The following is a 23,641-nucleotide window of genomic DNA, read 5'->3' as shown; positions in this document are numbered from 1 at the left end:
GCCGACTACGTGAGGGTCGGCGACGCGAGCTCCAGGGTCGGCGTCGAGCCACGGTACGACGTGAGCCACTCGCGGAGCAGCTCGACGCGGGCCGCGTTCTCCTCGTTGCCCTTCACCACCGGCGCCTGGTTGTACGGCATGGTGTCGGAGCTGCGGCGGAGCTTCACGTACAGCCGGGACGAGGCGAGCGCGTACCGCTCCATGTCGTCCTGGAGGGCGCCGATGACCGTGATGTTCCGGTCACGGCCGATCTGCTCGAACAACGCCACCGCCTCGCGCCGGTGCTGCGAGCCGAGGTTGCGCCCGAGCTCGTCCAGGATCAGCAGCAGCGGACGGTCCGAGCCACCGGCCAGCGCCGCAGCGCAGACGAGCTTGACCGCCTTCTCGTCCATCTGCGCGGTGTTGCCCTTGACGTTGAACGCCGAGAACGGACCGCCCTCGGAGCGTCGCCACTTCGGGGTGACCGTCCAGCGCCACGGCTTGTCCGGCTCGGCCGGCGGGTCGGGCTCGGGGAATTCCAGCTTCGCGCCGTACCCACCGTACTGCTGGTCGAGCCGGTCGAACTCCTGCGACACCAGCCGCAGCCGCGCCTTGATGCCGTCGGCAAGCGACGCGCGGTGGGCGCGGGCCGTGCTCTCGGCCTCGGCGAGCCCTTCGCGGGCGCGTTCGAGCGCGGCGTTCCGCTCGGCGCGCTGGCTGGCGATCTGCTGTTGCTGCAGGCTGTCGAACGTCTCGTGCTGCGCGAGATGGCTGCTCAGCGTCCGGTGCAGCGCCGGGACCAGGCCGACACGGTCGCTGAGCGAACCGTTCGTCCAGCCGTCCGGGCCGTTCAGAATTTCCCACAGCTCGGTGGGGATCTCGTCGCGGGCGCGGGCGTTCGGGAAGCAGCGGCGGATCACCTCGTCGAGTTGCGTGCAGGCCTGATGATTCCAGTCGGCCGTCGTACGGCGTTGTGCGTCGTCAGGTAGCGAGACGATGAACTCCTCGGCCTCGGCTGGTGTACCGCCCCAGGCCGTGGCGCGCGCGGTGAGATCGAGCATGGTCTGCTCCTCGCGCAGCGCGAGCCGGCGGGCGGTCAACTCGTCGAGGATCCGGTCGTGGTCGCGGCGGGTGGCTTCGAGGTTCTTCAACCGCTCGTCGCGGACGAGCTGCTGACCGGCGGCGGCCTCGGCCGACTCCTTCGCGGCCTGCAGTTGCGGTGCGAGCGCGTCGCGGTCGGTCTCGTGGCGGTCGACGGCTTCGCGGAGCGCGAGGATCTGCTCCTGCACCTTCTCCGCGTCGGCCAGTGCGCGAGCGGCCGCCGTACGCCGCTCGGCCTGCTCGACGCGGGCGCGGGCCTGGTCGAGCGCGGCAGACGCCTCGGCGCGCGCTTCGACCGCGGCCTCGAGGCGGCGGCGCGCGGCCTCGATCCGCGCGGTCCGGCCGGTGATCGGCTCGTCGAACTGACCGACCGCGATCACACCGGCCGCGTCGTCGATGGTGTCCTTCGTCGCGCGCTCGCCGATGGCCGCGAAGAACGCGTCCAGCGCGAAACGCTTGTCCGCGGACCGCGGCCCGCGCTTGCCGGTCGTCTTGGCAGCACCGGGCCGATTCGCCAGCACCAGCACGAATCCGGCGTACCCGGCCTCGGCCAGCGCGGTGGACGCGATCGCGGCGTCGGCGGCATCGATGACGACCGCCTCGCGGTACGGCGCCAGCCGCGGCTCCCACTCGGCACGGTCGGCCGCGGGCAGCTCGGTGATGTCGGTGAGTGCACCGCACTCGATCCCGGCGTTCTCCAGGACCTGCTGCTGCGGCGCCGACACGGTCTGGCCGCTCTCCGCCTCGCGCAGCTCGGCCGTCGCGTACTCGACCGCGGAGCGGGCCGCGTGGTCGCGCCCGATGTGCTCCTCGAGCACAGCGCGAGCCTCGGCCTGCTCCTCGGCCGCCGCCGCGAGATCGCGACCGTCCGCCGAACGCCCCGCCTCCAGCAGTCGCCGATGCTCCTGGCCGAGCCGCTCCAGCTGCTCGCGTACCGATCGCTGCGCGAGGTCGAGCTCGCGGTCACGAGCATCCAGCCGGTCCCGCTCCTGGCGGGTCAGTTGGACATCGCGGAGCAGCCCTTCCTCGTTGCCAAAAGCATCGATCTCGGCCTCAACGGCCTCCTTCCGGGCTTCCTGCTCGGCGACCCGTTCGTCGAGAACCGCCAGCTCCTGCAGGATTTCCTCGTTCCGCGCGGCGCCGTCGATCAGGTGCCGCGCCGAGCGTGCCCGCCACGACTCCTTCGCGGCGGCGAGGGCGGCCCGCGCCGCGGCGCGCTGCTGGATGCTCGCCTCGACGGTGGCCATCTCCTGCTCCCACCGCTGCAGGTCCGCGGTGGCCTGCTTGGTCGCCTCGCGCTGCGTGTGCTCGGCGGAGCGATGTGCCTGCTCCTGCTCGAGCTCGTGATCGAGCCCGGTCAGCGTCGCGATCGCGTTGAAGATCCGGGCCGGCCCGAGCTCGTTGAGCGGCTCGGCCAGCAGGTTCGCGGTCGGGCTCGATCGCACCGACGTCGACAGGAACGAGACACAGCGCACCTGCCCGCCGTACAGCACCTGGGAGAGCTTGTTGGCGTGGAAGTCGGTGCGCCCGTTCGAGTGCGGAAGGGCCGCCCACAACGCGTCCGCACCCGCGGCACGCTCGGCCTCGGTCGCGCCGTACGGGATGTGCAGGCCTTGCTTCCAGCGCAGGTCGATGTACGACGCCTTGCGGTTGATCCGCAGCCAGACCGTGACAGCGGCGGCCTCGATCTCCTCGAGATCGGTGAGATCAGGCTCGGAGAAGACGCCGACGATGTAGCCACGGTCGACGTTCGACCAGTTGCCCTCCTGGCCGGCGGCCTCGGCGGTGAACAGCAGCTCGGCCGCCCCCGGTGCACCACTGCTCAGGCGCCACTGCTCGTCGGCGTGCAGCAGGCTGAGCGCCGCGATCCACGACGACTTGCCGGCGCCGTTGGAGTCGGTGGGGCCCTGGCCGGCGACCGTGATCAGCCCACGGCCGATCATCGGAATCGGATGCGTCGACAGGCGTGACAGGTCGACGACCTGGACACCCAACAGCACCTTCGACCCCAGGATGTCGAACGGCCCGTCCTCGGCGGCTTCGCTCCTCATCGACGGCCTCGCTCGCTCATGCATCGTCTCCCGTGGTCGTACTGGTCTCTGCTGGTACGCCGTTGCGCGCGCGGATGGCCTCCGCGATCGGACTGGCCGGCGCGGCGGCCAGGATCAGCTGATCCTGCAGGCGCCGACGCGCCGCCGGGGTCAGCCGCTGCAGCTGCGGACCCGGGATGTACGCCGGTCCGCTCGAGTGATCGCCGGACAGCTGAACCAGCCCCGCCGCACGCAACCGTTGCAGCGCGAGCCGGCGCTCCTCGCTGCTGATCCGGCTGGTCCGCAACTCGTCGACAGTGGTCGGTCGCGCGGACTTCCAACTGTCGCCGGTCAGGATGCCCTCACTGCGGGGGATCGCGACCGAATGGATCAGCACGAGTACCAGCACCGCGCGGTCGACGACACTCAACGGCTGCCAGCCCTGCGCGACCAGGCTGGCCGCGATGTCGTCGTCGTACCCGGCTGTCCAATGGGTGCTGTCGACGTGGACGAGTGTCCGCCCGATCAGCTTGAGCATTCGCTGCACCTGACGGCGCAACGTCACGTCGCGCAGGCCGGGCAGCTGCACCTCGGCGACCGGGTGCGCGGCGTACTGCACGGCGCTGAACGCGGTCAGCACCTCGTCGCGGGAACGGTCGCTGAGGTCCTGGAGCAACGGATCGAACAACGCATGCTGGTCAGTCATCCGTGCCCTCCTCGGGGAGTGCCCCGTCCGGCTCTGGCGCAGGCGCGTCGGCGGGCGGCGCGGTCAGCACAGCAGGCGGCGGTTCCGGGAGATGCCTGCACAGGTCGCGCAGGGCGGACAGGTCGGCGGGCGTCCAGGTGATCACCCGTGGGCCGAGGCGGACCTCGCCGGACTTGTCGTCCCACAGCAGCCAGTGCGTGGCATGCAGGCGACGCAGACTGCCGACGATCAGCGTCAGATCGCTCGGCTGCTCGGGGCGGCCGCGCATCCCGGCGTACACGGACCTGACCTGCGCGAGCGTGCCGGTCGATCCGGGCCAGGCGGGCCCGCTGCGGTCGGTCCAGCAGCAGGCGACGCAGATCGCGAGGACGCGAGCCGTCTCGTTCGGCTGCTCGACGGCGACCGGGGGAGTGCCAAGCTCCTCGAGGACGCCATGCCCCGCGCCTGAGGGCAGCGTCGGAACCAGCCAGACGGACGACCCGTCCGGTGCAGGCGCTCGGGTGAGGCCGGCGACAGCAGGCGTGTCCGGGTCGACCTCGAGCGGGCCGGCCGATTGCACCTTCGCCCACCACAGTGCGTTGTACAGCCGCCGCTCGACGGCTTCGGTACTCACCGCGTCACCCGGCGGAACACGCCGTCGGTCGCCCACGGTGTACCTGCCGCCGGGTCGATGCGCATACCGTCCGACCAGACCAGCTCGTAGTCCAGTTCGTCGTGCAGGTGCGCCGCGGTGAGCTCGGCGAGAACGCGGCGGGCGGTGACCCAGTCGCCGGCCTCGTCCACAACCTCGACGATGTTGACCGACGTGCGGCCGGCCAGCACTCGCTCGGCCTCGGCGCGCAGGTCCTCACGATCGGTCGCGGCGGCGGACTCCGGCGCCTCCAGATCGGCGGTCGGACGCGGCGGCGCCATCCGCGCGGACCCGCTGCGGCGTCCTGTCTCCACAGCCTCGACCAGCGTCTGCGCAGAAAAATCGGGCGCGGCCGCGTCGAACAGGATGCCGTCCAGTACGGCGGCCAGCGCGTCGGGCTCACTGCTCCGCGTGAACGTCAGCCAGGTCTCGATGGGCAGCAGCCCGAGCGCCCGCGTCGTACCGGCTCGCTCGACCAGGCGGCCCGCGGCGAGCTGGACGGCGTCCGCATAGGCCGCGAGGGCCATCCGCAGCTCGGTGCAGTCGCGATGCAGCTCAGGCCAGCGGCCGAGGACCAGCCGGTGCACCTTCTCGGCCTGCTCGATCAGTCGCTCGTTGCCCCAGGCGAGCTGCGCGTTCTCCCGGAGCTGGGCGGTCGTGCTGGTCGAGACCAGGATCGCGAGCTCGTTGCCGAGCAGGCGGAACACCTTGGTCAGCCGGCCGATCGATGCCCGCCCGTCGTCGACGGTCGCCTGCGGGTCGCTGACGCTGTGCGCCTCGAGGGTGAGCAGTTGGTGCAGCTCGCCCTGACCGCCCTGGACGGACATCCGGCGCAGGAACATCAGCATCACGTACGGCGCGAAGGCGGCGCGGTGGCGCAACTCGTTCGGCCGGTCGACGAGTTTGGTGATCGCGCCGTACTGCCGCAGCACCTCGAAGCGGCGGACGATCACGTCGTGCGGATACGCCCGGCAGGCGAGCGTGGCCTGCTCCACGGTCAGGCCGTCGCTGCCCGCCTCGGCGAACGCGTCCAGGATCGCCTGGTCGACGTCCAGCAGCTCGGGGTCGACGATCATCGCGCCGGACTCCCGGGCGAGCACGGCGAACACCTGACGGTAGACCCGCAGCACAGCCGCCTCGGCCTCGGCGTCGAGCAGTGTCGCGTCCATCCGCACTCCCTCCCGTGAATGAGCCCGGGTAGACAGGCCCGGGGATATCGGACAAGGGACTCTAACCAGCCGCACCGACAGACCAAAACCGGCCTGCCGCGCGCCTGTGGAAAACCGGATGACGGCCGATCGGCGGCTGCCTACCATCCGAGATGTGATGAGAATCCTTGGCTGACGCGGTCGGGAAGGCCGCGTCAGTACCACGGCGCCTGGTGGCGTCGCCCCGCCGGTGCGGACCCTGTCGCAGGGTCCCCGGCGCGCTTGCTGATTCTCTCCGTTCGGAGCTTGCACATGACTGTGCACCATGCGCGTCCCGTCGGCGCGCAACACCCCCGTGTCCGTGACCTGCTTGCGCTGCGCAAGGACGGTTCACCCGGCCGGATCATGGTCGAGGGCACCTGGGAACACGACCGCCTGCTCACCACGTCCGCCCCCGTCGAGGCCTTCTTCTGGTGCCCCGAGGCCGGTACGGCGGACCTCGCCCAGCTCGCCGCCCAGGTAGCGGACCGCGCCGCCGAGGTCTACCGGATCTCCGCGAAGCTGCTCGCCCGGCTGTCCCGCAAAACCCGCTCGGACGGCCTGATCTCGATCGCCCGGGTCCCGGAGTGGCGTCCGCACACGTTCCGCTTCACCAGCCGCTCGCTGGTCCTGGTCGCCGACGGCGTCGAGTACGCCGGGAACCTCGGCACCCTGATCCGGACGGCGGACGCCGCGAACGCCGACTGCCTCGTTCTGACCAGCCGCCGCGCCCGCCCCACCCATCCGGCCGTGTACTCGGCGAGTCGCGGCACCGTCCTCTCGACGCCGATCGTCGAGTTCGGCGACATCCCGGCCGCGGCCACCTGGCTGCGCAGCCACCGGTTCCGCGTCCACCTCGCCGACCCGGCCGCAACGGGCACCTACCGAGTCCCGCAGTACGACGGTCCGACCGCCTTCGTCGTCGGCTCGGAGGGCTCGGGACTGTCGCGGGCGTGGCACGACCAGGGGTTCGACGCGGTGTCGATCCCGATGCTCGGTCAGGCGGACTCGCTGAACGTCGCGCTGTCGGCCGGGATCCTGCTGTTCGAGGCACGGGCTCGGAAGGAGGGCTGGTGAGCGGGCGGGCACAATGGGGCGGCAACCGAGCAGAAGGAGCATGCCGTGCCGTTCGAGCCAGGCGAGGTCGTCGCCCCGTCCGATCCGCGCATCGTCCTGGAGGGACAGTGGGGTCACCAGCCCGGCGTCGCGATCACGGTCAACTCCGGGTCCCGGATCTCGTTCTCGTACGCCGGTGAGCGGTTGCAGCTGCTGTTCGACACCGCCGGTCTGACCGTCCCGCCGCACCTGTGGATCACCGTCGACGACGGCGAACCGCGGCTGCACGTCATCGAAGGGCCGGTCGTCGAGCTCGAAGCGCCCGACGGCCGGCACCGCGTCGAGATCGTGGTCAAGGACGTCAACGAGCACGTCAACCGATGGAACCCGCCATTCGAGTGCGCGGTCGTGTTCGCCGGCCTCGTCCTCGATGCGAAGTCCCGGTTGCGGCTCAGCGGACGTCCCGGCGGGCCGCGGCTGGAGTTCTACGGCGACTCGATCACGCAGGGCGTTCGCGCGTTGAGCGAACATCCCGAGTCCGAGGGCGCCGACGGCGCGGCGTCGTACGCGTACCTCACCGCCCGCGCTTTCGGCGCGACGTCGTACCAGGTCGGGTTCGGCAGTCAGGGGATCAGCAAACCCGGCAACGGCGAGGTCCCCGGCGGGATCGAATCCTTCGGCTGGAACTACGCCGGCTCACCCGCGGAGCGCATCGAGCCCTCCGACGTCGTGGTGATCAACCTCGGCGTGAACGACCCGACCCTGGAACCCGAGGAGTACGCGGCCTACGTACGGCGGGTGCGCGCGGCGTACCCCAGCACGCGGATCGTCGCGCTGCCGCCCTTCAACGGCAAACACGCCGACGCGATCCAGGCCGCGGTGAAGTCCCTCGACGACCCGAACCTCGTCCACATCGACTCCACCACCTGGATCACCGAAGCCGACTGCACCGACCAGGTCCACCCCACGGTCACCGGCCACACGAAGATCGCCAACCACCTGATCGCAGCCCTCGAAGACCACACCAGCCTCCGCCGCCGCTGACCCAACCCCGCCCCACGCCGGTCCCCGCCGCACGCCGGTCCCCGCCCAGCGCCCGCCCCACGCCGGTCCCCGCCGCACGCCGGTCCCTGCCCAGCGCCCGCCCCACGCCAACCCGGCCCCGCGCCGGTCCCCGCCCCGCGCCCGGCCCCGCCCAGCGCCCGCCCCCGCCCCGCGCCCGCCCCCGCCCCGCGCCCGGCCTCGCCCAGTGCCCGCCCCATGTCGGACCCTGCCCCATGTCGGACCCTGCCCCACGCCGGGCCCTGCCCCACGCGCCAACTCTCGGGTGTTTGAACAGGTTGTGGTGGGTGTGGAGTGGTTATTTCTTGTTCACGGCCCCGGTTTGGGGTCGGTGCCCGCGAGTTGTGGCTCGGGTCGGTGGGTGGCGCGGTGGCGCGGTGACGTGATGGCGGCGTATGCGGCGGGCCCCGCTCCGTGTCAGGCCCCGCGCCGGTCCCCGCCCCGCGCCCATGCCCGGCCCATGCCCGGCCCATGCACGGCCCATGCACGGCCCTTGCCGGGCCCTGCCCCACGCCGGGCCCTGCCCCACGCCGGGCCCTGGCCCACGCCGGGCCTGCCCCACGCCGGCACTGCCCCACGCCGGGCCCTGCCCCACGCGCCAACTCTCGGGGGTTTGAACAGGTTGTGGTGGGTGTGGAGTGGTTATTGCCTGTTCACGGCCCCGGTTTGGGGTCGGTGCCCGCGAGTTGTGGCTCGCGCTGGCGGGCAGCGCGGTGGCGCGGTGACGTGATGGCGGCGTATGCGGCGGGCCTCGCTCCGCGTCAGGCCCCGCTCCGTGTCAAGGCCCGCGCCGTGTCAAGGCCCGCGCCGTCCTACGCGCTGACTTTCGGGGGTTTGAACAGGTTGTGGTGGGTGGGTGGTGGTTATTGCCTGTTCACGGCCCCGGGTTGGGGTCGGCGCCCGCGAGTTGTGGCCCGGGCCGGTGGGCGGCGCGGTGGGCGTCCTGCGGGTTCAGAGGCCGAGGTCGCTCAGGGCAGGGTGGTCGTCGGGCCGGCGGCCGAGTGGCCAGTGGAACTTCCGGTCGGATTCGGCGATCGGCGCGGTGTTGATCGACGCGAAGCGCGTGCGCATCAGACCGTTGCCGTCGAACTCCCAGTTCTCGTTGCCGTACGAACGGAACCAGTGGCCCGAGTCGTCGTGGTACTCGTACGCGAACCGCACCGCGATCCGGTTGCCGTCGTACGCCCAGAGCTCCTTGATCAGCCGGTAGTCGAGCTCGGTGTTCCACTTGCGGGTCAGGAACGCGACGATCTCCGCGCGTCCGCTCGGGAACTCGGTGCGGTTCCGCCAGCGAGAGTCCTCGGTGTAGGCGAGGGCGACCTTCTGCGGGTCGCGCGAATTCCATCCGTCCTCGGCCATGCGCACCTTCTGACGCGCGGTCTCGTTGGTGAACGGCGGCAACGGCGGCCGGGCTGCATCGGGCATCTCGAAATCTTTCCTCTCCGTCGAGAACGTCCGTTCTCAACTTTCCTCAGCGTAGAGAACGGTGGTGATCTCCGGCAAGGCAACTCCGCCGCGTCGGCCGAAGCCGATCCACCGATCACCTCCCGCCACAGCACCTCCCGGAACAGCACCTCCCGGAACAGCACCTCCCGGAACAGCACCTCCCGCCTGAGCATCACCCGCGAGAACGCGCCGCCCGCCAAAGCATTGCCCCGCCACCACGAACCACAACTCGTGAGTGGTCACCCCAAACCGGGGCCTTGAACAGGAAATAGCCACTCCCCACCCACCACAACCTGTTCAAACCCCATACGGCTGGCGCGCGGGTCGGTGTCGGACGGTCATGTGGGTCGGTGTCCGACGGTTCCGTGGGCAGGGCGCGGACTGCTCACGGGCGCCGCTCGGCGCCGCGTACGTCGCGTACGTCGCGTACGTCGCGTACGTCGCGTACGTCGCGTACGTTCCCCAGCGCGCGAGGGGTGTCGCGAACCAGAACTCGGGGGTGCTGACGCCAACTTGGGGGTTTGAACAGGAAATAACCACCCCGGTCCCACCACGACCTGTTCATACGCCCCACAGTTGGCGCGCGGGTCGGCGTCTGACGGCCACGCGGGTCGGTGTCTGATGGTCACGCGGGTCGGTGTCGGACGGTCACGCGGGTCGGTGTCTGACGGTCACGCGGGCCTGTCACCGACGGTTCCGCGGGCCAGCGCAAGATCGTCACCTGGGCCAGCGCAAAGATCGTCACCTGGGCCAGCGCAAGGTCGTCACTTGGTCCAGCGCAAGGTCGTCACCTGGGCCAGCGCAAAGATCGTCACCTGGGCCGGGCGGCGGGTTGTGGGGTGCCGCTACAGGAGTTCTTCGGGGGTGGAGGCGGGTGGGCGGGTGAGGGTCCAGTCGTTGAAGGTGTTGTCGAAGCGGTACCAGAGGTTGTCTTGGCCCAGGCGGAGTTGGACCTTGCCTGCGGTCACCCGGTTGCCTTCGATGATTGCGTTGGGCAACAAACTCGCAGCCTCGGCCAGGAGTTCCGGGTCTGCGGGGTGTGGCGGGTCGGCGGTTGCCGCGAGACCGCCGGGGCCGGCGTGGCGCCAGGCGGTGGCCCAGGTGGTCAGTTGCCGGGCGGACATGTTGGCGCGGTGGGCGAGGTCGGCGAGTTCCGGCGTACCGAGGAGGTCGGCGGCGCGTCGCGCCAGGTCCTGCGCGTGGGTCAGTTCGGCGGCGGTGTCGCCGGAGGCGAGTGCCCAGGCGCGCCGGGCGGCGTCGGTGGCGAGGGCGATCAGGTCGCGGACGTCGACCCCGGACGACTGCGGCGGGTCCAGGACCTTGACCGCGACAGGCACACCGGGCGCATTCATCGGCCGCGGCGGAACTGGCACCGCACCCGGATCGGTTCGACCGAACGCCTCCGTGGCACGAACCCCCACCGGCGCAGACGGAGCAGCAGCAGCGGTCGCACTGCCGCCACCGCCACGACGCGAGCGGAGCGCCTCCAGCAACTCGTCCCGGCGCCGCCCACGCAGCAACAGCAAAGCGAACGGATCGTCGTCCAGCGCATCGGCCACCTGGTAGCAGACGGCCGCGGAGTGCTTGCACGGTACGGCGAAGTCCGGGCAGCTGCAGTTCGTCAGCACCTCGCCCGCGCCGGGCAGCAACTCCAGGCCGGCCTCGCGCACGTCGTCGACGACCTCTGGCGGTAGTTCGCCGTCGAGCAACGCCGCGACCCGGCCGATCTGCGCCGACACGCTCCGCTCCACCGCGTCCCACTCGTCCGCCGAGAAGGCCCGGATCCGAACGGTCACCTGGTACGGCGTGACGCGGCTGCCTTGTACTACGGCCTCGACCTCGCCCGGATTGACCGTCAACTCGAGCACACTTCCGCGCCGCGCGTACGACCGACCGCGCGACAACCGGCCGGGATCGAGACGCGCCCGGTGCTCGAGCGCATCGAGCCACGCGCGTCCCCACCAGGTCGCGCCGAACGATCGCCTGCTTCCAGCCCCCCTGGCCGCAGGCAGACTTGCGTCGTCCTCGCCCTTGCGTCGCCAGGACTGCCACGGCGTCCGATTCTCGTCAGGCATCGGATTTCCCCACGGCGGAAGGGTTGTACGCGCTGGCCGACCCGGACCGAACCGGACCGGTCGACAGCTCGACCAGCTCGGTCAGCTCCGCGTCGGACAGTTCGCTCAGCCAGGCCTCGCCGGAGCCGACGACGGCGTCCGCGAGGTCGCGCTTCGCGTTGATGACCGTGGCGATCCGGTCCTCGAGCGTGTTCTCGGTGACGAGGCGATGGACCTGCACCGGGCGGTCCTGGCCGATCCGGTACGCGCGGTCGGTGGCCTGGTCCTCGACGGCTGGGTTCCACCAGCGGTCGTAGTGCACGACGTGCGTGGCCTGCGTCAGCGTCAGCCCGACGCCGCCGGCCTTCAGCGACAGCAGGAACACCGGCGCCGCGCCCGCCTGGAACTGCTCCACCAGCTCCGAGCGCTTCCGCACCCCGACGCCGCCGTGCAGGAACAGGGTCTTGACCTGCCGCGCCGCGAGATGCGCCTCGATCAGCCGGCACATCTCGACGTACTGGCTGAAGATCAGCACCGACTCGCCCTCGGCCAGGATCACGTCGAGCAACTCGTCCAGCGCGGCGAGTTTGCCGGACCGGCGCTCCAGCGGGCCGGGCTCGTGCAGGAACTGCTCGGGATGGTTGCACACCTGTTTCAGCTGCGTGAGCAGGCTCAGCACGAGACCGCGCCGCGCGATGCCTTCGGCCTCCTCGATCTTCGCGAGCGTCTCCTTCGCGATCGCCTGGTACAGCGTGGCCTGCTCGGTGGTGAGCGGTACGACGACGTCGTGTTCCGACTTCTGCGGTAGCTCCGGCGCGATCCCGGGATCGCTCTTGCGGCGCCGCAACAGGAACGGCCGGGTCACCCGCGCGAGCCGGGCGGTCGCCTCCTCGTCGTGGAACCGCTCGACCGGTACGGCGATGTCGTGCCGGAAGCGATCGAGTGTCCCGAGCAACCCCGGCGCCGCCCAGTCGAGGATCGACCACAGCTCGGAGAGCCGGTTCTCCACCGGTGTACCGGTCAAGGCGATCCTGGTTGCCGACGGCAACGTCCGCAGTGCGCGGGCAGTGCGGGACAACGGGTTCTTCGCGTGCTGCGCCTCGTCCGCGACGGCCAGGCCCCACGCGATTTCACCGAGGACACGGTGATCCTGGCGCACCACGCCGTACGTCGTGAGCACGACCTCGCCGGGGTCGAGATCGCTGAGTGTGCGACCGGTCCCGTGGTACCGGCGCACGGGCACGTCGGGCGCGAACCGCTCGAACTCTCGCTCCCAGTTGCCGAGCAGGGTCGACGGACAGACGACGATCGTGGGACCGCGTCCACGCAGCTGCAGGTGCAGGGCGATCACCTGGATGGTCTTGCCGAGCCCCATGTCGTCGGCGAGGCAGCCGCCGAGACCGAGGTGGGCGAGCTGTGCCATCCAGGCCACGCCGCGGCGCTGGTAGTCGCGCAGGGTCGCGCGCAGGCCGACCGGTTCACTGAACGGCGCCGGCTCCTCAGCGGCCCGGAGCCGGGACAGCATCGACGCCAGCGATCCGTCCGCGTCGAACGGGACCAACTCGCCGTCGACGTCGATCGTCCCGGTGAGCGCGGCGCCGAGTGCCTCGGCCCCGGTGAGCTTGCGAGTGGCGCCGGTGCGCAGTCGGCGGACGACGTCCTGGTCGACGCGGATCCAGCGGCCGCGCATCCGGATCATCGGCCGCTTGGCCTCGGCGAGCGCGGCGACCTCGGCCTCGGTCAGCTCCTCGCCGTCGAGGGTGGGACGCCAGCGAAACGCCACCAGGTCTGTGAGGCTGAAATCAGGCCCGGTGACAGCGCCCGGCGTCGGCGTCGCCACCGAGGCACGGACGGCCAGCTCCCCGGCGAACAGCTCGGTCGGCCAAAGCACCTCGATGCCCGCGCCTTCCAGCGCCGTGCTGCCCTCGGCGAGCTCATCGAGGGCGACGTCGTCGATCGGCACCTCTTCCGGAGCGGCGTCGCGGAGCGCCGAGCCGAGCGGCGGCCAGACCCGCGCACCGCGGCGGAGGGCGAGCAGCAGGTCGGTCTCGGCGCGCTCGCCGAGAGCTGTCAGTACGGCGGCCGGTGCGTTCCACATGTCCGCGACGTCGACGAGCAGACTCGGGTCGAGACCACTCCGCAACTGCAGAACCGCCCGGAAATCAGGTGTTTCCTCGGAGAACGGCGGCTCGATCCGCAGCACCAGGCGAGTCCCGGCCTGCTCGGCCAACGAGGTCTCGTCGAGCCACGCGGTCGGGCCGGGCAGCTCCACAGGCTCGACGGCCGCGAACGGCGCGGCTCCGGGCCGCGTGGCGACCGCGGCCGCGAGTGTCCGCACCATGGTGTCCGCGAGCGCATCCCAGAACGCCCGGATCAGCTCCTCCGGATCGCGCAGCCGGATCGGCCGGGTGCCCTCGATCGCCAGCGCATGACCGTACGGCGGCATTGCGGTGCCGAGGCTTCGCAGCCAGGCGCGGTCGGGCGGATCGAGCGGTGCGACCCGCCACGCGCCGTACCCGGCGGGGCTGCGGTCGGGCACCAGCCGCCCGCGGCCGATCAGCACCAGCCCTGCGAGCCCGGCCGCACGCCACGCTGCCCAGCTGCCCGACGCGTCCGCAGGGTCAGGCTCGGTCAGTCGGGCCAGCACCTCGTCCATCGACAGCCACCGGGCGGGCACCGTCGTACGGCGCACCGCGCTGCCGCGGGGGAGAACCAGGTCGACGGTGCCGTCGGCGGTCTCACCGGAGCCGGCCAGGTCGCCGTACAGCGCCATCCGGCCCGCGCGGGGCGGGTCGGCCGGGACGAAGAGGGCGTCGAACATGCCCTGCAGGGTACGCCGCGCCGCCGACAACTTCCCGACTTGACCTCAACTCTTGTTGAGGTTGCACGCTCGGAGCTCCGAGAAAGAGAGGTACAGATGCGTGCAGCAGTCGTGACCGCGTTCGGCGGTCCCGAGGTGATCGAGACCCAGGACGTCCCGGAGCCCGAGCCCGCGGCCGGGCAGCTCCTGGTCGAGGTCGGGATCGCGGACCTGATCTTCGTCGAGACCGCGATCCGCCGCGGCCAGCACGGTCAGTTCTTCGACGTGCGACCGCCGTACGTGCCCGGCAGCAACCTGGGCGGGCGAGTCCGCGCGGTCGGTCCTGGTGTCGCTGCGGACCGGATCGGCACGACGGTCGTGGGCCGCGGCGTCGGGTTCGGCGCGCATGCCGAGCTCGCGTTGGCCACCAGCGACGCGGTCGAGGTGCCGCCCGAGCTCGACCTGCCGACCGCCGTGGCCGTGTACGGCGACGGCTTCACTGCGTTGATGCTCGAGGAGCTCGCGCCGCCGATGGCCGGTCAGAACGTGCTGATCACCGCGTCGGCAGGCGGTATGGGGCTGCTGCTCATCCAGCTCGCCCACAGGGCAGGCGCCCGGGTCATCGCGGCAGCGCGCGGCCAGGAGAAGCTCGAACTGAGCCGGGCCCAGGGTGCGGACGTCCTCATCGACTACAGCCTGCCGGGCTGGGAGAAATCGGTGCTTGAGGCAACGAGCGGGCGCGGCGCAGATATCGTGTTCGAAGGAGCCGGTGGTGAGCTGGGCGCGACGGCGTTCGGTGTGGTCGCGGACGGTGGCTGGTTCTCCGCGCACGGGGCGCCGAGCGGCGGCTTCGCGGCGTACGACCCGGCGGAGGCCGAGCGCCGCGGCATCACAGTGAAGGGGATCATGGACCTGCGCGCCGACTCGACGACCACCTCGGTCACCGGCGCCGACGTGATCGCCCGCGCGGCGGCCGGTGATCTCAGGCCGGTGATCGACCGTTACTACGACCTCGACCACGTGGCCGACGGGCATCGGGCGCTGGAGAACCGGACGCTACGGGGTAAGGCGCTGATCCGCGTCCGCGACTGATTCCTCCGTCGCCGCACCGGACTGCTCGGCCGCGGCGGAGTCCGGCTCCGGGCGAGCCTCAAGCTGGTCCGGGCGGGCCAGGACGATCTGGTTCCGCCCGGACCGCTTGGCGGTGAGCAGCGCGTCGTCCGCGGCCAGAATGAGCCGGTCCATGCTGTCCGCGACCTCGGGGTACACAGCCGCGCCGAACGAGGCCGGCACGCCGTCCAGAATCGCCTTGCGGCCGCTTGTCGTGCTGACCGAGACAGTGAGGCCCGTAAGCCGCGCCCTGATCCGCTCCGCGATCTCCAGCACCTCTGACTCGACTGCGCCGGGCAGCAGCACCGCCAGTTCGTCGCCGCCGACGCGCGCGACCAGGTCGCCGTTCCGCACCTCGGCGCGGATCGCCTCGCCGGCGGCGCGCAGCGCCTCGTCACCGGCCGGGTGACCGTAGGTGTCGTTGATTTCCTTGAACTTGTCCAGGTCCAGCATCAGCAGGCCGACCGTGCTGCGCAGGGTGTCCGCACGCGCGAGCTCCGCGGGCACGGCGCTCGCCCAGTACGACGAGGTGGCCAGGCCGGTCTTGTCGTCGATGCCGGCGGCGCGCTGGTACTGCGGCAGGAGGAGATCGCGGTGCAGCGCGAGCACGGTCACCATCAGCACCGGCACGACCCACGGGTACGACGTCTGCACCGCGGCGATCGCCACGCCGAGGCCGAGGCCCGCGCAAACAACCAACTGGTTGGACAGTTCACCGAGCGCCTCACGCGCGGTGGCCTCCGGGGTGGCGAGCAGGATCGCGCCGACGACCAGCGCGTAGTTCACCAGCCACCAGGTCGCCGCGGCGGCCAGCACGACCAGCAGCGACCAGAAGCTCGTCGGCACTCGCGGAGCTTCGATCTGCCCGCCGGCGCGCAGTACGGCGGCCGCGGCGCCGCTGGCCAGGATGTAGGTCGCGGTGGAGAAGACCTTGCGGTGCGCGACAGTCCGCCCGTACACCCGGAACCACGAGTAGCTGTACGACAGCACGACCAGCGGGATGACCAGCGACAGCGGGAGCAACAGCAGCGCGGCGAAGATCCACAGGCACTTGAGGTTCGTGTGCGGTGAGGTGTTGGCCGCCAGCTCGCGTCGGCGCTCGATTCCGCGGGCACACTCCAGGTGGAGCGTGGAAGCCACCGCCAGCACCGCGAAGGCGACCCACTCCGAGTTCCGCACTCCGGAATTGGGGCCGCTCAGCGTGCTCCGGACCGCGAGTGTGGTAATCGTCACCGCAATCAAATCAATCGCGATCACATAAGCCAATGCGGTCCTGGGCAGCGACCAGAGCTTCCATTGCCGCAGTGGCAACCAGTTGCTCCGACCGATCAGAATCATCATCAGCCTCACAAGCGGTAGATCTGAGCGGTTATGTCTTCATAGTAACGGCCTGTTCACGTCAGGTCACCCCGGAGCCCCGGGCATTCCATCAGTTGGTCAGCATCCAGAAGGGTCGAAAATCATGCGCATCGCAGCTCTCCATGTCCTCACCGGTCACGACGGTCTGGGCGGCGGCAACGACTGGCTCACCGGGGGAAACGATTGGTTCTGCGGCCGTCGCGGCGACGGTCTCGGGGGTGGCAACGACTGGTTCACCGGCGGTAACGACTGGTTCCACGGCGACGGTCTCGGCGGTGGTAACGACTGGTGACACCGCGTATTTCTTTACGTATTTCTTACAGTGCGAAGAATTCGCCCACCAGGGGCGCGCGGGGGACTTCGCACAATGCCTGGACGGGCCTGAATCGAGGCTGATTCGAGGTCCTGCGGAGCAATTCAAACGATCGTTCGTCAACAGTCCGTGGTGTTCGTCCTGCCGAGGGTGATCGGGCCGCTCCCGACGCGGCGCAACAGTGTCAGTTCGGCATCGAATCCGGGCCCCGGTGGCGCACGATTTGGAGGAACGCTCTACTCTGGAGATCTCCGGTAGCGGGGTCTGGGCGGGGCGGCCCCGACCCTGCTACCGGAGCTCTTCTTTAGCTCTTCTTTGTGGCCCCGGCGACACCTCGCCGGGGCCACAATCAGGTAGCCGGGCGGCCCGGTGGGGTGACAGAAACTGTCGGTGGCGGTCGATAGTGTTCTTGGTGCCAGGGGCGGCTCTTGGACGTGCTTCCTTCTCCTTCACCAGGCCAAGTAGCGCGTCCGCTCTCCGCTCCTGGCGCCGTCCTGCCAGACGTACGGGGGAGTCGCCGCATGTCAGACCCGTCAGCCGCCCGACCTGCCCCCCAGCCAGGCAACCAGCCTGGCAACCAGCAGGGCAAGCACCCCGGCGCTCGGCAGGCCAGGCAGGCTGCTGTTTTGCTGCGACGGCGGCGGCTGGTGGACGCGAAGGCGTTGACACCGCCGGTACGGCGTTCTGCCTGGCAGTGGCTGCGGCGCCCACTGACGATTCAGGCCGGACTGTCCGCGCTGCAGGCCGAACTGGTGCAGCGCGGTCTGCTGCTGTCGGTCGGTCTGTACCGCTACTGCGCCTCGCTGTCCGCGCCCGCGCTGGCCGGCTTCGGTGGTGCGCTGCTCGATCTGCTCGACGGCGAGTCCGGTTTCGACACGGCGCACACACCGTTGTTCCGCGGCTACCCGGAGACCGTCCCGGCCGACACCGAATCCTTCTACGTGAACAGGATCTTCGCGCAACTGCTGCAGGAGCCGGACCAGCCCTGCGTGCTCTGCGGTGACACGAAGTCGGTCCACGCGGTGTCACCGTGCGCGCATCTGGTCTGCCGGATGTGCTGGGACGGCGCCGACTTCGGTGCGTGCCCGCTGTGCCTGCGGCGGATCGACCCGGCCGACCCGTTCCTCGAGCCGTCCTTCGACGACGTCACCCCGGCGCATGTCCGTTCGGACCGGCTGCGGCTGCTCTCGCTGGCAACGGCCGACTCGCTCAGGCACACGGTCGGCGACCTGCTGACACGGCGTACTCCGCTGTCCGCGTCGGACCGCGCCGATCTCCAGGTGCTGCTCGACGGGGCCGGACCGGCGTGGCTTCCCGACGAGATCCCGGTCCGGGAGACAAAGGCGCTCGCCGTCGCGCAGTTCCTGTACGCGGACCCGGACCTGATCGATCGCGCCGGCACCGCGACCGACGTACTGCGGGTTCTCTACGCCCTGATGGACGCCGACCCGGGGCTTCGGACAGCTCCGGCCCGGCGACAGTCGTTGCCAAGGGCAACGCGTCGGTCAGTCCTGCAGCGTCTCGACCGGCTGCCCGTCGAGACGCTCGTCGAGGACATGCGCCGGCACGAGCGCGCCTGGAAGCGGATCGGCGAAAACCTGCATCCGTTCGAGTTCGCGACCCGTTTCCCAAGCGCCGCACTGGCCTTCGCCGTGCTCCGCCGTACCGCGCTCGATCTGGGCACCGCGGCCGGACGGGCGGTGGCCGGGGAGGCGTCCCGGCATCCGCTGGTGCGGGTCGAGGGCGGGCGGCTCGTGATGAGCACGTTCGCGTCGCGCGTCGAGGCCGCGTTCACGCGCGGCCGGCCGGAGCAGGCGCTGGAGCTGCTGCGACAGCGCCCGGGCGATCTCGTTCGCCGCCTGCTGCAGGTGGCCCGAGCGCTGCCGCCCGAGCAGCACGGGCTGCTCGTGGATGCTTTGACGACCGCGGTCTCGGACGTGTCACCGGCCGTCCTCACCGCCGCGCTCGGCCAGGTTCGGACACCGCCGGGTGATCTGCGCCTGTTCTTCCCGCGCGGCGGCACCGCCCGGATCTGGACGGCGGTCGACGACCGCGAGCCGTTGCCGAGCGCGCTGTCCGCCGCGCTGTCCGACGTACTGACCGCGGAGATGCTGCGTCGAGCGCACGGTCTGCCGCGATGGCGGCGTGCGTTCCTCGACGAGGAGCTCACCCGTCTGGCGGCGCCCGGCTCGGAGCGGAACACGTCCTCGAGTCTGCTCCGGATCACCCGCGGCAGCGCGGTGCCGATTCCGCAGGACGAACTGCTCCGGCTGTTCCTGCATTGGGTCGAGCCGCGCGGTCGCCGGGTCGATCTCGACCTGTCGGTTGCCGTGTTCGACGAGGAGTGGGCGTTCCGTGGGCTCTGCGACTACACGCGGCTGCGGTTCGACGAGGACGCGGTGGTGCATTCCGGCGATCTGACGTCGGCGCCTGGTCCCGGTGGTTCGACGGAGTTCGTCGACATCGATCTGCGTGCGGTGCGCCGGGTCGGCGGTCGGTACCTGGTGCCGGTGGTGTTCAGCTACAACGACGTACCGTTCGACGAACTCGAGCGCGGCTTCGTCGGCGTCATGCGCCAGCCGAACACATTGTTCGACCCGGCTGCGGTCGAGGAGCGTTTCGACCTGGCCGGTCCCGCGAAGATCCTGATGCCGTTCGGCGTCGACCTGCACACCAAGGACCTGCGCTGGTACGACGTGAACCTCGGCGCGGCCGGATACGGTCACAACATCGCGCGGTACGGCGGGCGGCTCGGGCTGATGGCGGCGACGATGGAGGAGGTCCACGGCTCGGGCGACCGGGTCAGCCTCTGGGAGATCTGCTGCTGGCATGCGGCCGCCCGGACGGACGAGATCGCGGTCCGGTGCGCGGGCGCCGAAGTGTACGCCCTGCATCCGCGTCTGCTCGACGGCGCGAACGTCGCCCTGATCGACGCGCCGTACCTGCTGTCCGCGCTGGCTCCCGATGCCCGCGCCCATGCGAGCCTCAGCCCGAGTTCCTGACCCACCGCCGGCGCCGCTGCAACTCCACGAGCCGCCCTGACCTGCGCCCGGGCGTGTCCGCAGGCCGAGTTTGACGATTCGGTGTCGGACTCCCGGCGGGTGCTATGGACTGCCTGCGCGGAGGAGTACAACGGAAGTGAGGCGAAGGGAGCCACGATGACGTACAACGTGGTGGTGCTCATCGAGCGGGAGATGAGCGAGGGCGACGCGCGCCGCGTTGCCGCCCTGCACGCGAAACGTGAAGAACCGGTGGAATACAACCTGCTCGTCTCCAGTCATCCGGAGCGTGGCTTCGGCGGCCCGATGGCCTTGCTCGGGACGTCGTTCGAGGACGTGGCCGGTCTGACCGGCGGCGCTACCCCGGTCGCGACCGGCGGCCGCGCGGCCGACGAGGGACCCGGACGGACACCGACGGCGGTGCTCGCCGATCCGGCCGTCGATCTGGCCTCGGTGATCGAGCACAGCTCGCGGCGGCTGCGGACGGCCAGCGGGTATCCGGTGCACGTGTCGATCACCCACGGCGAGGTGCTGCTCGCGCTGATGCAGATGGTCCGGACGACCGACTGCCAGGAGGTCGTGGTGGTCGCCTGGCCGGAGACCGCGGCGGCGTTCGTCTGCTCCGACTGGACCGCCAAGGCCCGCAAGCTGCTCAAGGTCCCGCTGGTCCGCATCCTCGAGCACGACAGCTGATCCGAGCACGCCACCGAGCACCGGCACGCCACCGAGCATCGGTACGGCGCGCTCAGCCGGCCGGCTGCCGCGGCAGCCGCACTTCGAACGTGGTCGCCCCCGGCCGCAACGTGACCTCGATCGTGCCGCCGTGGTGCTCGGCGACGATCCGCTGCGCGATGTCCAGCCCGAGACCGGTGCCCTTGCCGACGTCCTTGGTCGTGTAGAACGGTTCGAACGCGCGCGCCGCGACCTCCGGCGGCATCCCGGGCCCGGTGTCGGTGAACGCGACCACGACCCGGTCGCCGTCGGTCCGCGTACTGATCCGCAGGGTGCCGCTGCCGTTCATCGCGTCGACCGCGTTGTCGATCAGGTTGGTCCACACCTGGTTGAGCTCACCGGCGTACGCGTCGATCCGCGGTACGTCGCCGTACTCGCGGACCACCTCGACGCCGTCGCGGAGCTTGTGGCCGAGCATCACGAGGGTGGTCTCGATGCCCTCGGTCACGTCAATGGTCTGGATCGAGCCGCGGTCGAGCTGTGAGTACGAGCGCACCGCCGCGACGAGCTCGCTGATCCGCCGTGTCGACTCCTTGACCTCGCCGAGCAACGTGGCGGCCGACAGCGTGCTGGCGACCCATTCCAGTCCGTGCCCGAGACCGTCGTCGTCGAGTACGGCAGCGACGCGCTCGCACCACGCCACGTCGGCGCCGGCCGCGGCGAGCGGCGGCGCGACGAACCAGGACCGTTCGACACCGTGGTCGTCGAGCCAGTCGGCGATCCGGTTCTCGTGATCGGCGAGGTCGACGGGGTCCGGTGCCACTGTCGACGAGCCGAGCTCGAGCCGCAGCTCGTCGAGTGCACTGAACTGCGCAGCCGTAGCCGCACCTTCCGCGAGACTGCGGAGCGCGGACAGCAGCGTGTCGCACGCGGTGTCCAGCGCACTGACCGAGCGCGCCGCAGCGGCCGCCGGATTGTTGATCTCGTGCGCCAGCCCGGCCGCCAGCGCGCCGAGCGTGATCAGCGACTCGCGCTGCCGTGCGGTCGACTCGATCGCTCGCGCCGTCCCGTACACACCCTTGATCAGGTGACCGGCGAGCGGGAACCACTCGTCGATCCGCTCGCGCAGCAGCACAGCCGGCACCCGCAACACACGACCCTCGGCAAGACCCCGGCCGCTCGCGAGGTACAGGCCGTGCTCGTCCCACGCGCGGAACCCGCCGGCCCACCGCCCCGGGACGTCCATCTTGCCCATCACGGTGTCCTCGCGGCCGATCTTGCGGTGCAGCGTGATCGCGCCGTCGACGAGCACCCACCAGAAGTCCGCGGGTTCACCCTCGTGGAACAGGTCGACGCCGCGCTCGATCGCGACCTCGGCGCTGCCGTCGATGAGTTCTTCGAGCTGCGCGTCGGTCAGCCCGGTGAAGAGCGCCATGTCCCGCAGCTCGCCGGCGTGCATCACAGCGTCGCAAGGTAGCGGTGGACGAGATAGATCGACATGGCGCCCTCGCCGACGGCGGACGCCACGCGTTTCATCGAGTCGAGCCGGACGTCGCCGGCCGCGAACACGCCCGGCAGGCTCGTTTCCAGCGCGTACGGCGGTCTTGGCAACGGCCACCGGTCCGGTGCCACCACGTCAGGTCCCGTCACGATGAACCCCTTGTCGTCGCGGGCGACCGAGTCGCCGAGCCAGTCGGTCCGCGGGATCGCGCCGACGAAGACGAACAGCCAGCTCGCCGGCACTTCCTCGATGCGGCCGGAGGTCCGTTCGGCCAGCGTCAGCGCCTCGAGATGTCCGTCGCCACGGCACCCGACGACCTCGGTCCGGCACCGCACCTCGATCGTCGGCGTCTCGGCGATCTTGTCGACGAGGTAGCGCGACATCGACGCCTCGAGCGACGTACCGCGGACCAGCAGGACGACGCGTTTCGCGTACCGGGCGAGGTTGAGCGCCGCCTGCCCGGCCGAGTTCGCCGCGCCGACGACGTACACCTCGTCGTCCTGGACCTGACCGGCCTCGCTTGCGGTCGCGCCGTAGTAGACGCCGCGACCGGTGAAGCCGGCCAGTCCGTCGACGTCGAGGCTGCGGTACGACACGCCGGTGGCCACAATCACTGCGCGGGCCTCGATCTCGCCGGACCCTTCGAGCAGTACGGCGTGGACCGGGCCGCGCGCCTCCAGCCCGACCACCGACCGGGCGAGCACCATCTCCGCGCCGAACCGCGACGCTTGCGCGACAGCCCGCTGCGCGAGATCGGATCCGGTGAGGCCGCGCGGAAACCCGAGGTAGTTCTCGATCGCGGCGCTGAGCCCGGCTTGTCCGCCCGGCGCCTCGCGTTCGACGATGACGGTGCTGAGCCCTTCCGAGGCGGCGTAGACAGCAGCGGCCAGCCCGGCGGGTCCGCCGCCGACGATGCACACGTCGTACAGCGGCTGTTCGGCGCGGGTCCGCAGCCCGAGCGCCGAGGCGAGGTCGAGCGCGGTGGGAGAGCGCAGCGTGTCGCCTTCGGGGATCAGAACCAGCGGAAGGTGGTGGTCGGCGGCGTCCGCGAGTTCGCGCAGGCGTTGGCCTTCGGCATCGCGCTCGACGTCGTACCAGCGGTACGGGACGTGGTTGCGGGCGAGGAACGTCTTGATCTCGTGGGCGCGGTCCGACCAGCGGTTGCCGACGACACGGACGTCGGAGGTGTGCTCGGGATGCGCGAGCCGCCAGTCGTCGAGTAGGTCGTCGACGACCGGAAACAGTTGGTCCTCGGGCGGATCCCATGGCTTGAGCAGGTAGTAGTCGAGGCCGATCTCGTTGATTGCGCGGATCGCCACCTCGGTGTCGGCGTAGGCGGTGAGCAGCAGGTACTTCGCGCTCGGGGCGTACTCGCGGGCCCGTTCGAGCAGCTCGATCCCGGTCATCCCGGGCATCCGCTGATCGGTCGCCACCAGCGCGATCGGCTGGTTGTGCAAGGCGAGTTTGGTGAGCGCGGCCAAGGCTTGATCACCGGACGTCGCGCGGACGACCAGGTAGGCGTCGCCGTACCGGCGGCGCAGGTCCCGGGAGATCGCGGCGGACACCATCGGATCGTCGTCGACGGAGAGAATCGCGGGTTTGCTCACGCTCGTGCCCCCCACAGCAGTGAACCGT

At 70.8% G+C, this 23,641-nt stretch carries 16 protein-coding genes; 6 read left to right on the top strand and 10 right to left on the bottom strand.

Translation table 11 applies throughout. The annotated features are described in order from the left end of the window. Positions 1–5 precede the first annotated feature (5 nt). The 4 genes from AB0B82_RS19970 to AB0B82_RS19955 are packed head-to-tail and all read right to left on the bottom strand — an operon-like array spanning position 6 to position 5,616. Positions 6–3,131, bottom strand: a complete 3,126-nt coding sequence (locus AB0B82_RS19970) for a chromosome segregation ATPase (RefSeq protein WP_360170209.1) — start codon at positions 3,129–3,131, stop codon at positions 6–8. A gap of 16 nt (positions 3,132–3,147) precedes the next feature. Beyond that, positions 3,148–3,816: a hypothetical protein gene (locus tag AB0B82_RS19965; RefSeq protein ID WP_360170206.1), complete on the bottom strand. Its 669-nt coding sequence runs from the start codon at positions 3,814–3,816 to the stop codon at positions 3,148–3,150. Then, on the bottom strand, positions 3,809–4,429 hold the full coding sequence (locus tag AB0B82_RS19960) for a hypothetical protein (RefSeq protein WP_360170203.1): 621 nt from the start codon (positions 4,427–4,429) through the stop codon (positions 3,809–3,811). The genes AB0B82_RS19965 and AB0B82_RS19960 overlap by 8 nt, the downstream gene beginning before the upstream one ends. Continuing rightward, entirely contained in the window at positions 4,426–5,616 is a 1,191-nt protein-coding gene (locus tag AB0B82_RS19955; RefSeq protein WP_360170200.1) for a hypothetical protein, read from the bottom strand. Before AB0B82_RS19955 ends, AB0B82_RS19960 begins: the two co-directional genes overlap by 4 nt. A gap of 291 nt (positions 5,617–5,907) precedes the next feature. Between AB0B82_RS19955 and AB0B82_RS19950 the strand changes: the two genes are divergently transcribed. Both AB0B82_RS19950 and AB0B82_RS19945 read left to right on the top strand, forming a co-directional pair. Continuing rightward, a complete protein-coding gene (locus AB0B82_RS19950) occupies positions 5,908–6,711 on the top strand; it encodes an RNA methyltransferase (protein WP_360170197.1) in 804 nt (267 codons plus the stop codon). A gap of 45 nt (positions 6,712–6,756) precedes the next feature. Then, positions 6,757–7,734 (top strand): GDSL-type esterase/lipase family protein, encoded by a 978-nt coding sequence (locus tag AB0B82_RS19945; RefSeq protein WP_360170194.1) that lies wholly within the window; start codon positions 6,757–6,759, stop codon positions 7,732–7,734. A gap of 969 nt (positions 7,735–8,703) precedes the next feature. Here AB0B82_RS19945 and AB0B82_RS19940 read toward each other — a convergent pair. The 3 genes from AB0B82_RS19940 to AB0B82_RS19930 all read right to left on the bottom strand — a co-directional run bounded on the left by AB0B82_RS19940 (position 8,704) and on the right by AB0B82_RS19930 (position 14,073). After that, on the bottom strand, positions 8,704–9,177 hold the full coding sequence (locus AB0B82_RS19940) for a nuclear transport factor 2 family protein (RefSeq protein WP_360170191.1): 474 nt from the start codon (positions 9,175–9,177) through the stop codon (positions 8,704–8,706). Between the two features lie 866 nt (positions 9,178–10,043). Beyond that, positions 10,044–11,273, bottom strand: coding sequence for an SWIM zinc finger family protein (locus AB0B82_RS19935; protein ID WP_360170188.1), 1,230 nt, complete (start codon positions 11,271–11,273; stop codon positions 10,044–10,046). Continuing rightward, positions 11,266–14,073 (bottom strand): DEAD/DEAH box helicase, encoded by a 2,808-nt coding sequence (locus AB0B82_RS19930; protein WP_360170185.1) that lies wholly within the window; start codon positions 14,071–14,073, stop codon positions 11,266–11,268. Before AB0B82_RS19930 ends, AB0B82_RS19935 begins: the two co-directional genes overlap by 8 nt. Before the next feature lie 96 nt (positions 14,074–14,169). On the opposite strand from AB0B82_RS19930, the gene AB0B82_RS19925 reads away from it, so the two are divergent. Then, positions 14,170–15,144, top strand: a complete 975-nt coding sequence (locus AB0B82_RS19925; protein ID WP_360170182.1) for a zinc-binding dehydrogenase — start codon at positions 14,170–14,172, stop codon at positions 15,142–15,144. Here AB0B82_RS19925 and AB0B82_RS19920 read toward each other — a convergent pair. Beyond that, a complete protein-coding gene (locus AB0B82_RS19920) occupies positions 15,109–16,503 on the bottom strand; it encodes a GGDEF domain-containing protein (RefSeq protein WP_360170179.1) in 1,395 nt (464 codons plus the stop codon). The genes AB0B82_RS19925 and AB0B82_RS19920 overlap by 36 nt on opposite strands. Positions 16,504–16,624: 121 nt before the next feature. Here AB0B82_RS19920 and AB0B82_RS19915 point away from each other — a divergent pair, with 121 nt between their 5' ends. The 3 genes from AB0B82_RS19915 to AB0B82_RS19905 all read left to right on the top strand — a co-directional run bounded on the left by AB0B82_RS19915 (position 16,625) and on the right by AB0B82_RS19905 (position 20,526). Then, positions 16,625–16,813 (top strand): DEAD/DEAH box helicase, encoded by a 189-nt coding sequence (locus tag AB0B82_RS19915; RefSeq protein ID WP_360170176.1) that lies wholly within the window; start codon positions 16,625–16,627, stop codon positions 16,811–16,813. Positions 16,814–17,460: 647 nt separating this feature from the next. Then, positions 17,461–19,836: an MXAN_6230/SCO0854 family RING domain-containing protein gene (locus tag AB0B82_RS19910; protein WP_360170173.1), complete on the top strand. Its 2,376-nt coding sequence runs from the start codon at positions 17,461–17,463 to the stop codon at positions 19,834–19,836. A gap of 156 nt (positions 19,837–19,992) precedes the next feature. Beyond that, entirely contained in the window at positions 19,993–20,526 is a 534-nt protein-coding gene (locus tag AB0B82_RS19905) for a hypothetical protein (protein WP_360170170.1), read from the top strand. A gap of 52 nt (positions 20,527–20,578) precedes the next feature. On the opposite strand, the gene AB0B82_RS19900 is transcribed toward AB0B82_RS19905, so the two are convergent. Beyond that, positions 20,579–21,964 carry an ATP-binding protein gene (locus AB0B82_RS19900; protein WP_360170281.1) on the bottom strand — a complete coding sequence of 462 codons (1,386 nt, stop codon included), beginning with the start codon at positions 21,962–21,964 and terminating at the stop codon, positions 20,579–20,581. Further along, positions 21,964–23,613, bottom strand: a complete 1,650-nt coding sequence (locus AB0B82_RS19895; RefSeq protein WP_360170168.1) for an FAD-dependent oxidoreductase — start codon at positions 23,611–23,613, stop codon at positions 21,964–21,966. The genes AB0B82_RS19900 and AB0B82_RS19895 overlap by 1 nt, the downstream gene beginning before the upstream one ends. Positions 23,614–23,641: the final 28 nt, after the last annotated feature.

It is taken from the genome of Kribbella sp. NPDC048915 (assembly GCF_040649595.1).
Classification (GTDB): domain Bacteria; phylum Actinomycetota; class Actinomycetes; order Propionibacteriales; family Kribbellaceae; genus Kribbella.
This window is presented reverse-complemented; position numbering and strand designations above follow the sequence as displayed.

Coding starts and splice junctions, on each gene's coding strand:
- AB0B82_RS19970 (WP_360170209.1), bottom strand. CDS start 3,131: ATGAGGAGCGAAGCCGCCGAGGACGGGCCGTTCGACATCCTGGGGTCG.
- AB0B82_RS19965 (WP_360170206.1), bottom strand. CDS start 3,816: ATGACTGACCAGCATGCGTTGTTCGATCCGTTGCTCCAGGACCTCAGC.
- AB0B82_RS19955 (WP_360170200.1), bottom strand. CDS start 5,616: ATGGACGCGACACTGCTCGACGCCGAGGCCGAGGCGGCTGTGCTGCGG.
- AB0B82_RS19950 (WP_360170197.1), top strand. CDS start 5,908: ATGACTGTGCACCATGCGCGTCCCGTCGGCGCGCAACACCCCCGTGTC.
- AB0B82_RS19940 (WP_360170191.1), bottom strand. CDS start 9,177: ATGCCCGATGCAGCCCGGCCGCCGTTGCCGCCGTTCACCAACGAGACC.
- AB0B82_RS19935 (WP_360170188.1), bottom strand. CDS start 11,273: ATGCCTGACGAGAATCGGACGCCGTGGCAGTCCTGGCGACGCAAGGGC.
- AB0B82_RS19930 (WP_360170185.1), bottom strand. CDS start 14,073: ATGTTCGACGCCCTCTTCGTCCCGGCCGACCCGCCCCGCGCGGGCCGG.
- AB0B82_RS19925 (WP_360170182.1), top strand. CDS start 14,170: ATGCGTGCAGCAGTCGTGACCGCGTTCGGCGGTCCCGAGGTGATCGAG.
- AB0B82_RS19920 (WP_360170179.1), bottom strand. CDS start 16,503: ATGATGATTCTGATCGGTCGGAGCAACTGGTTGCCACTGCGGCAATGG.
- AB0B82_RS19915 (WP_360170176.1), top strand. CDS start 16,625: ATGCGCATCGCAGCTCTCCATGTCCTCACCGGTCACGACGGTCTGGGC.
- AB0B82_RS19905 (WP_360170170.1), top strand. CDS start 19,993: ATGACGTACAACGTGGTGGTGCTCATCGAGCGGGAGATGAGCGAGGGC.
- AB0B82_RS19900 (WP_360170281.1), bottom strand. CDS start 21,964: ATGCACGCCGGCGAGCTGCGGGACATGGCGCTCTTCACCGGGCTGACC.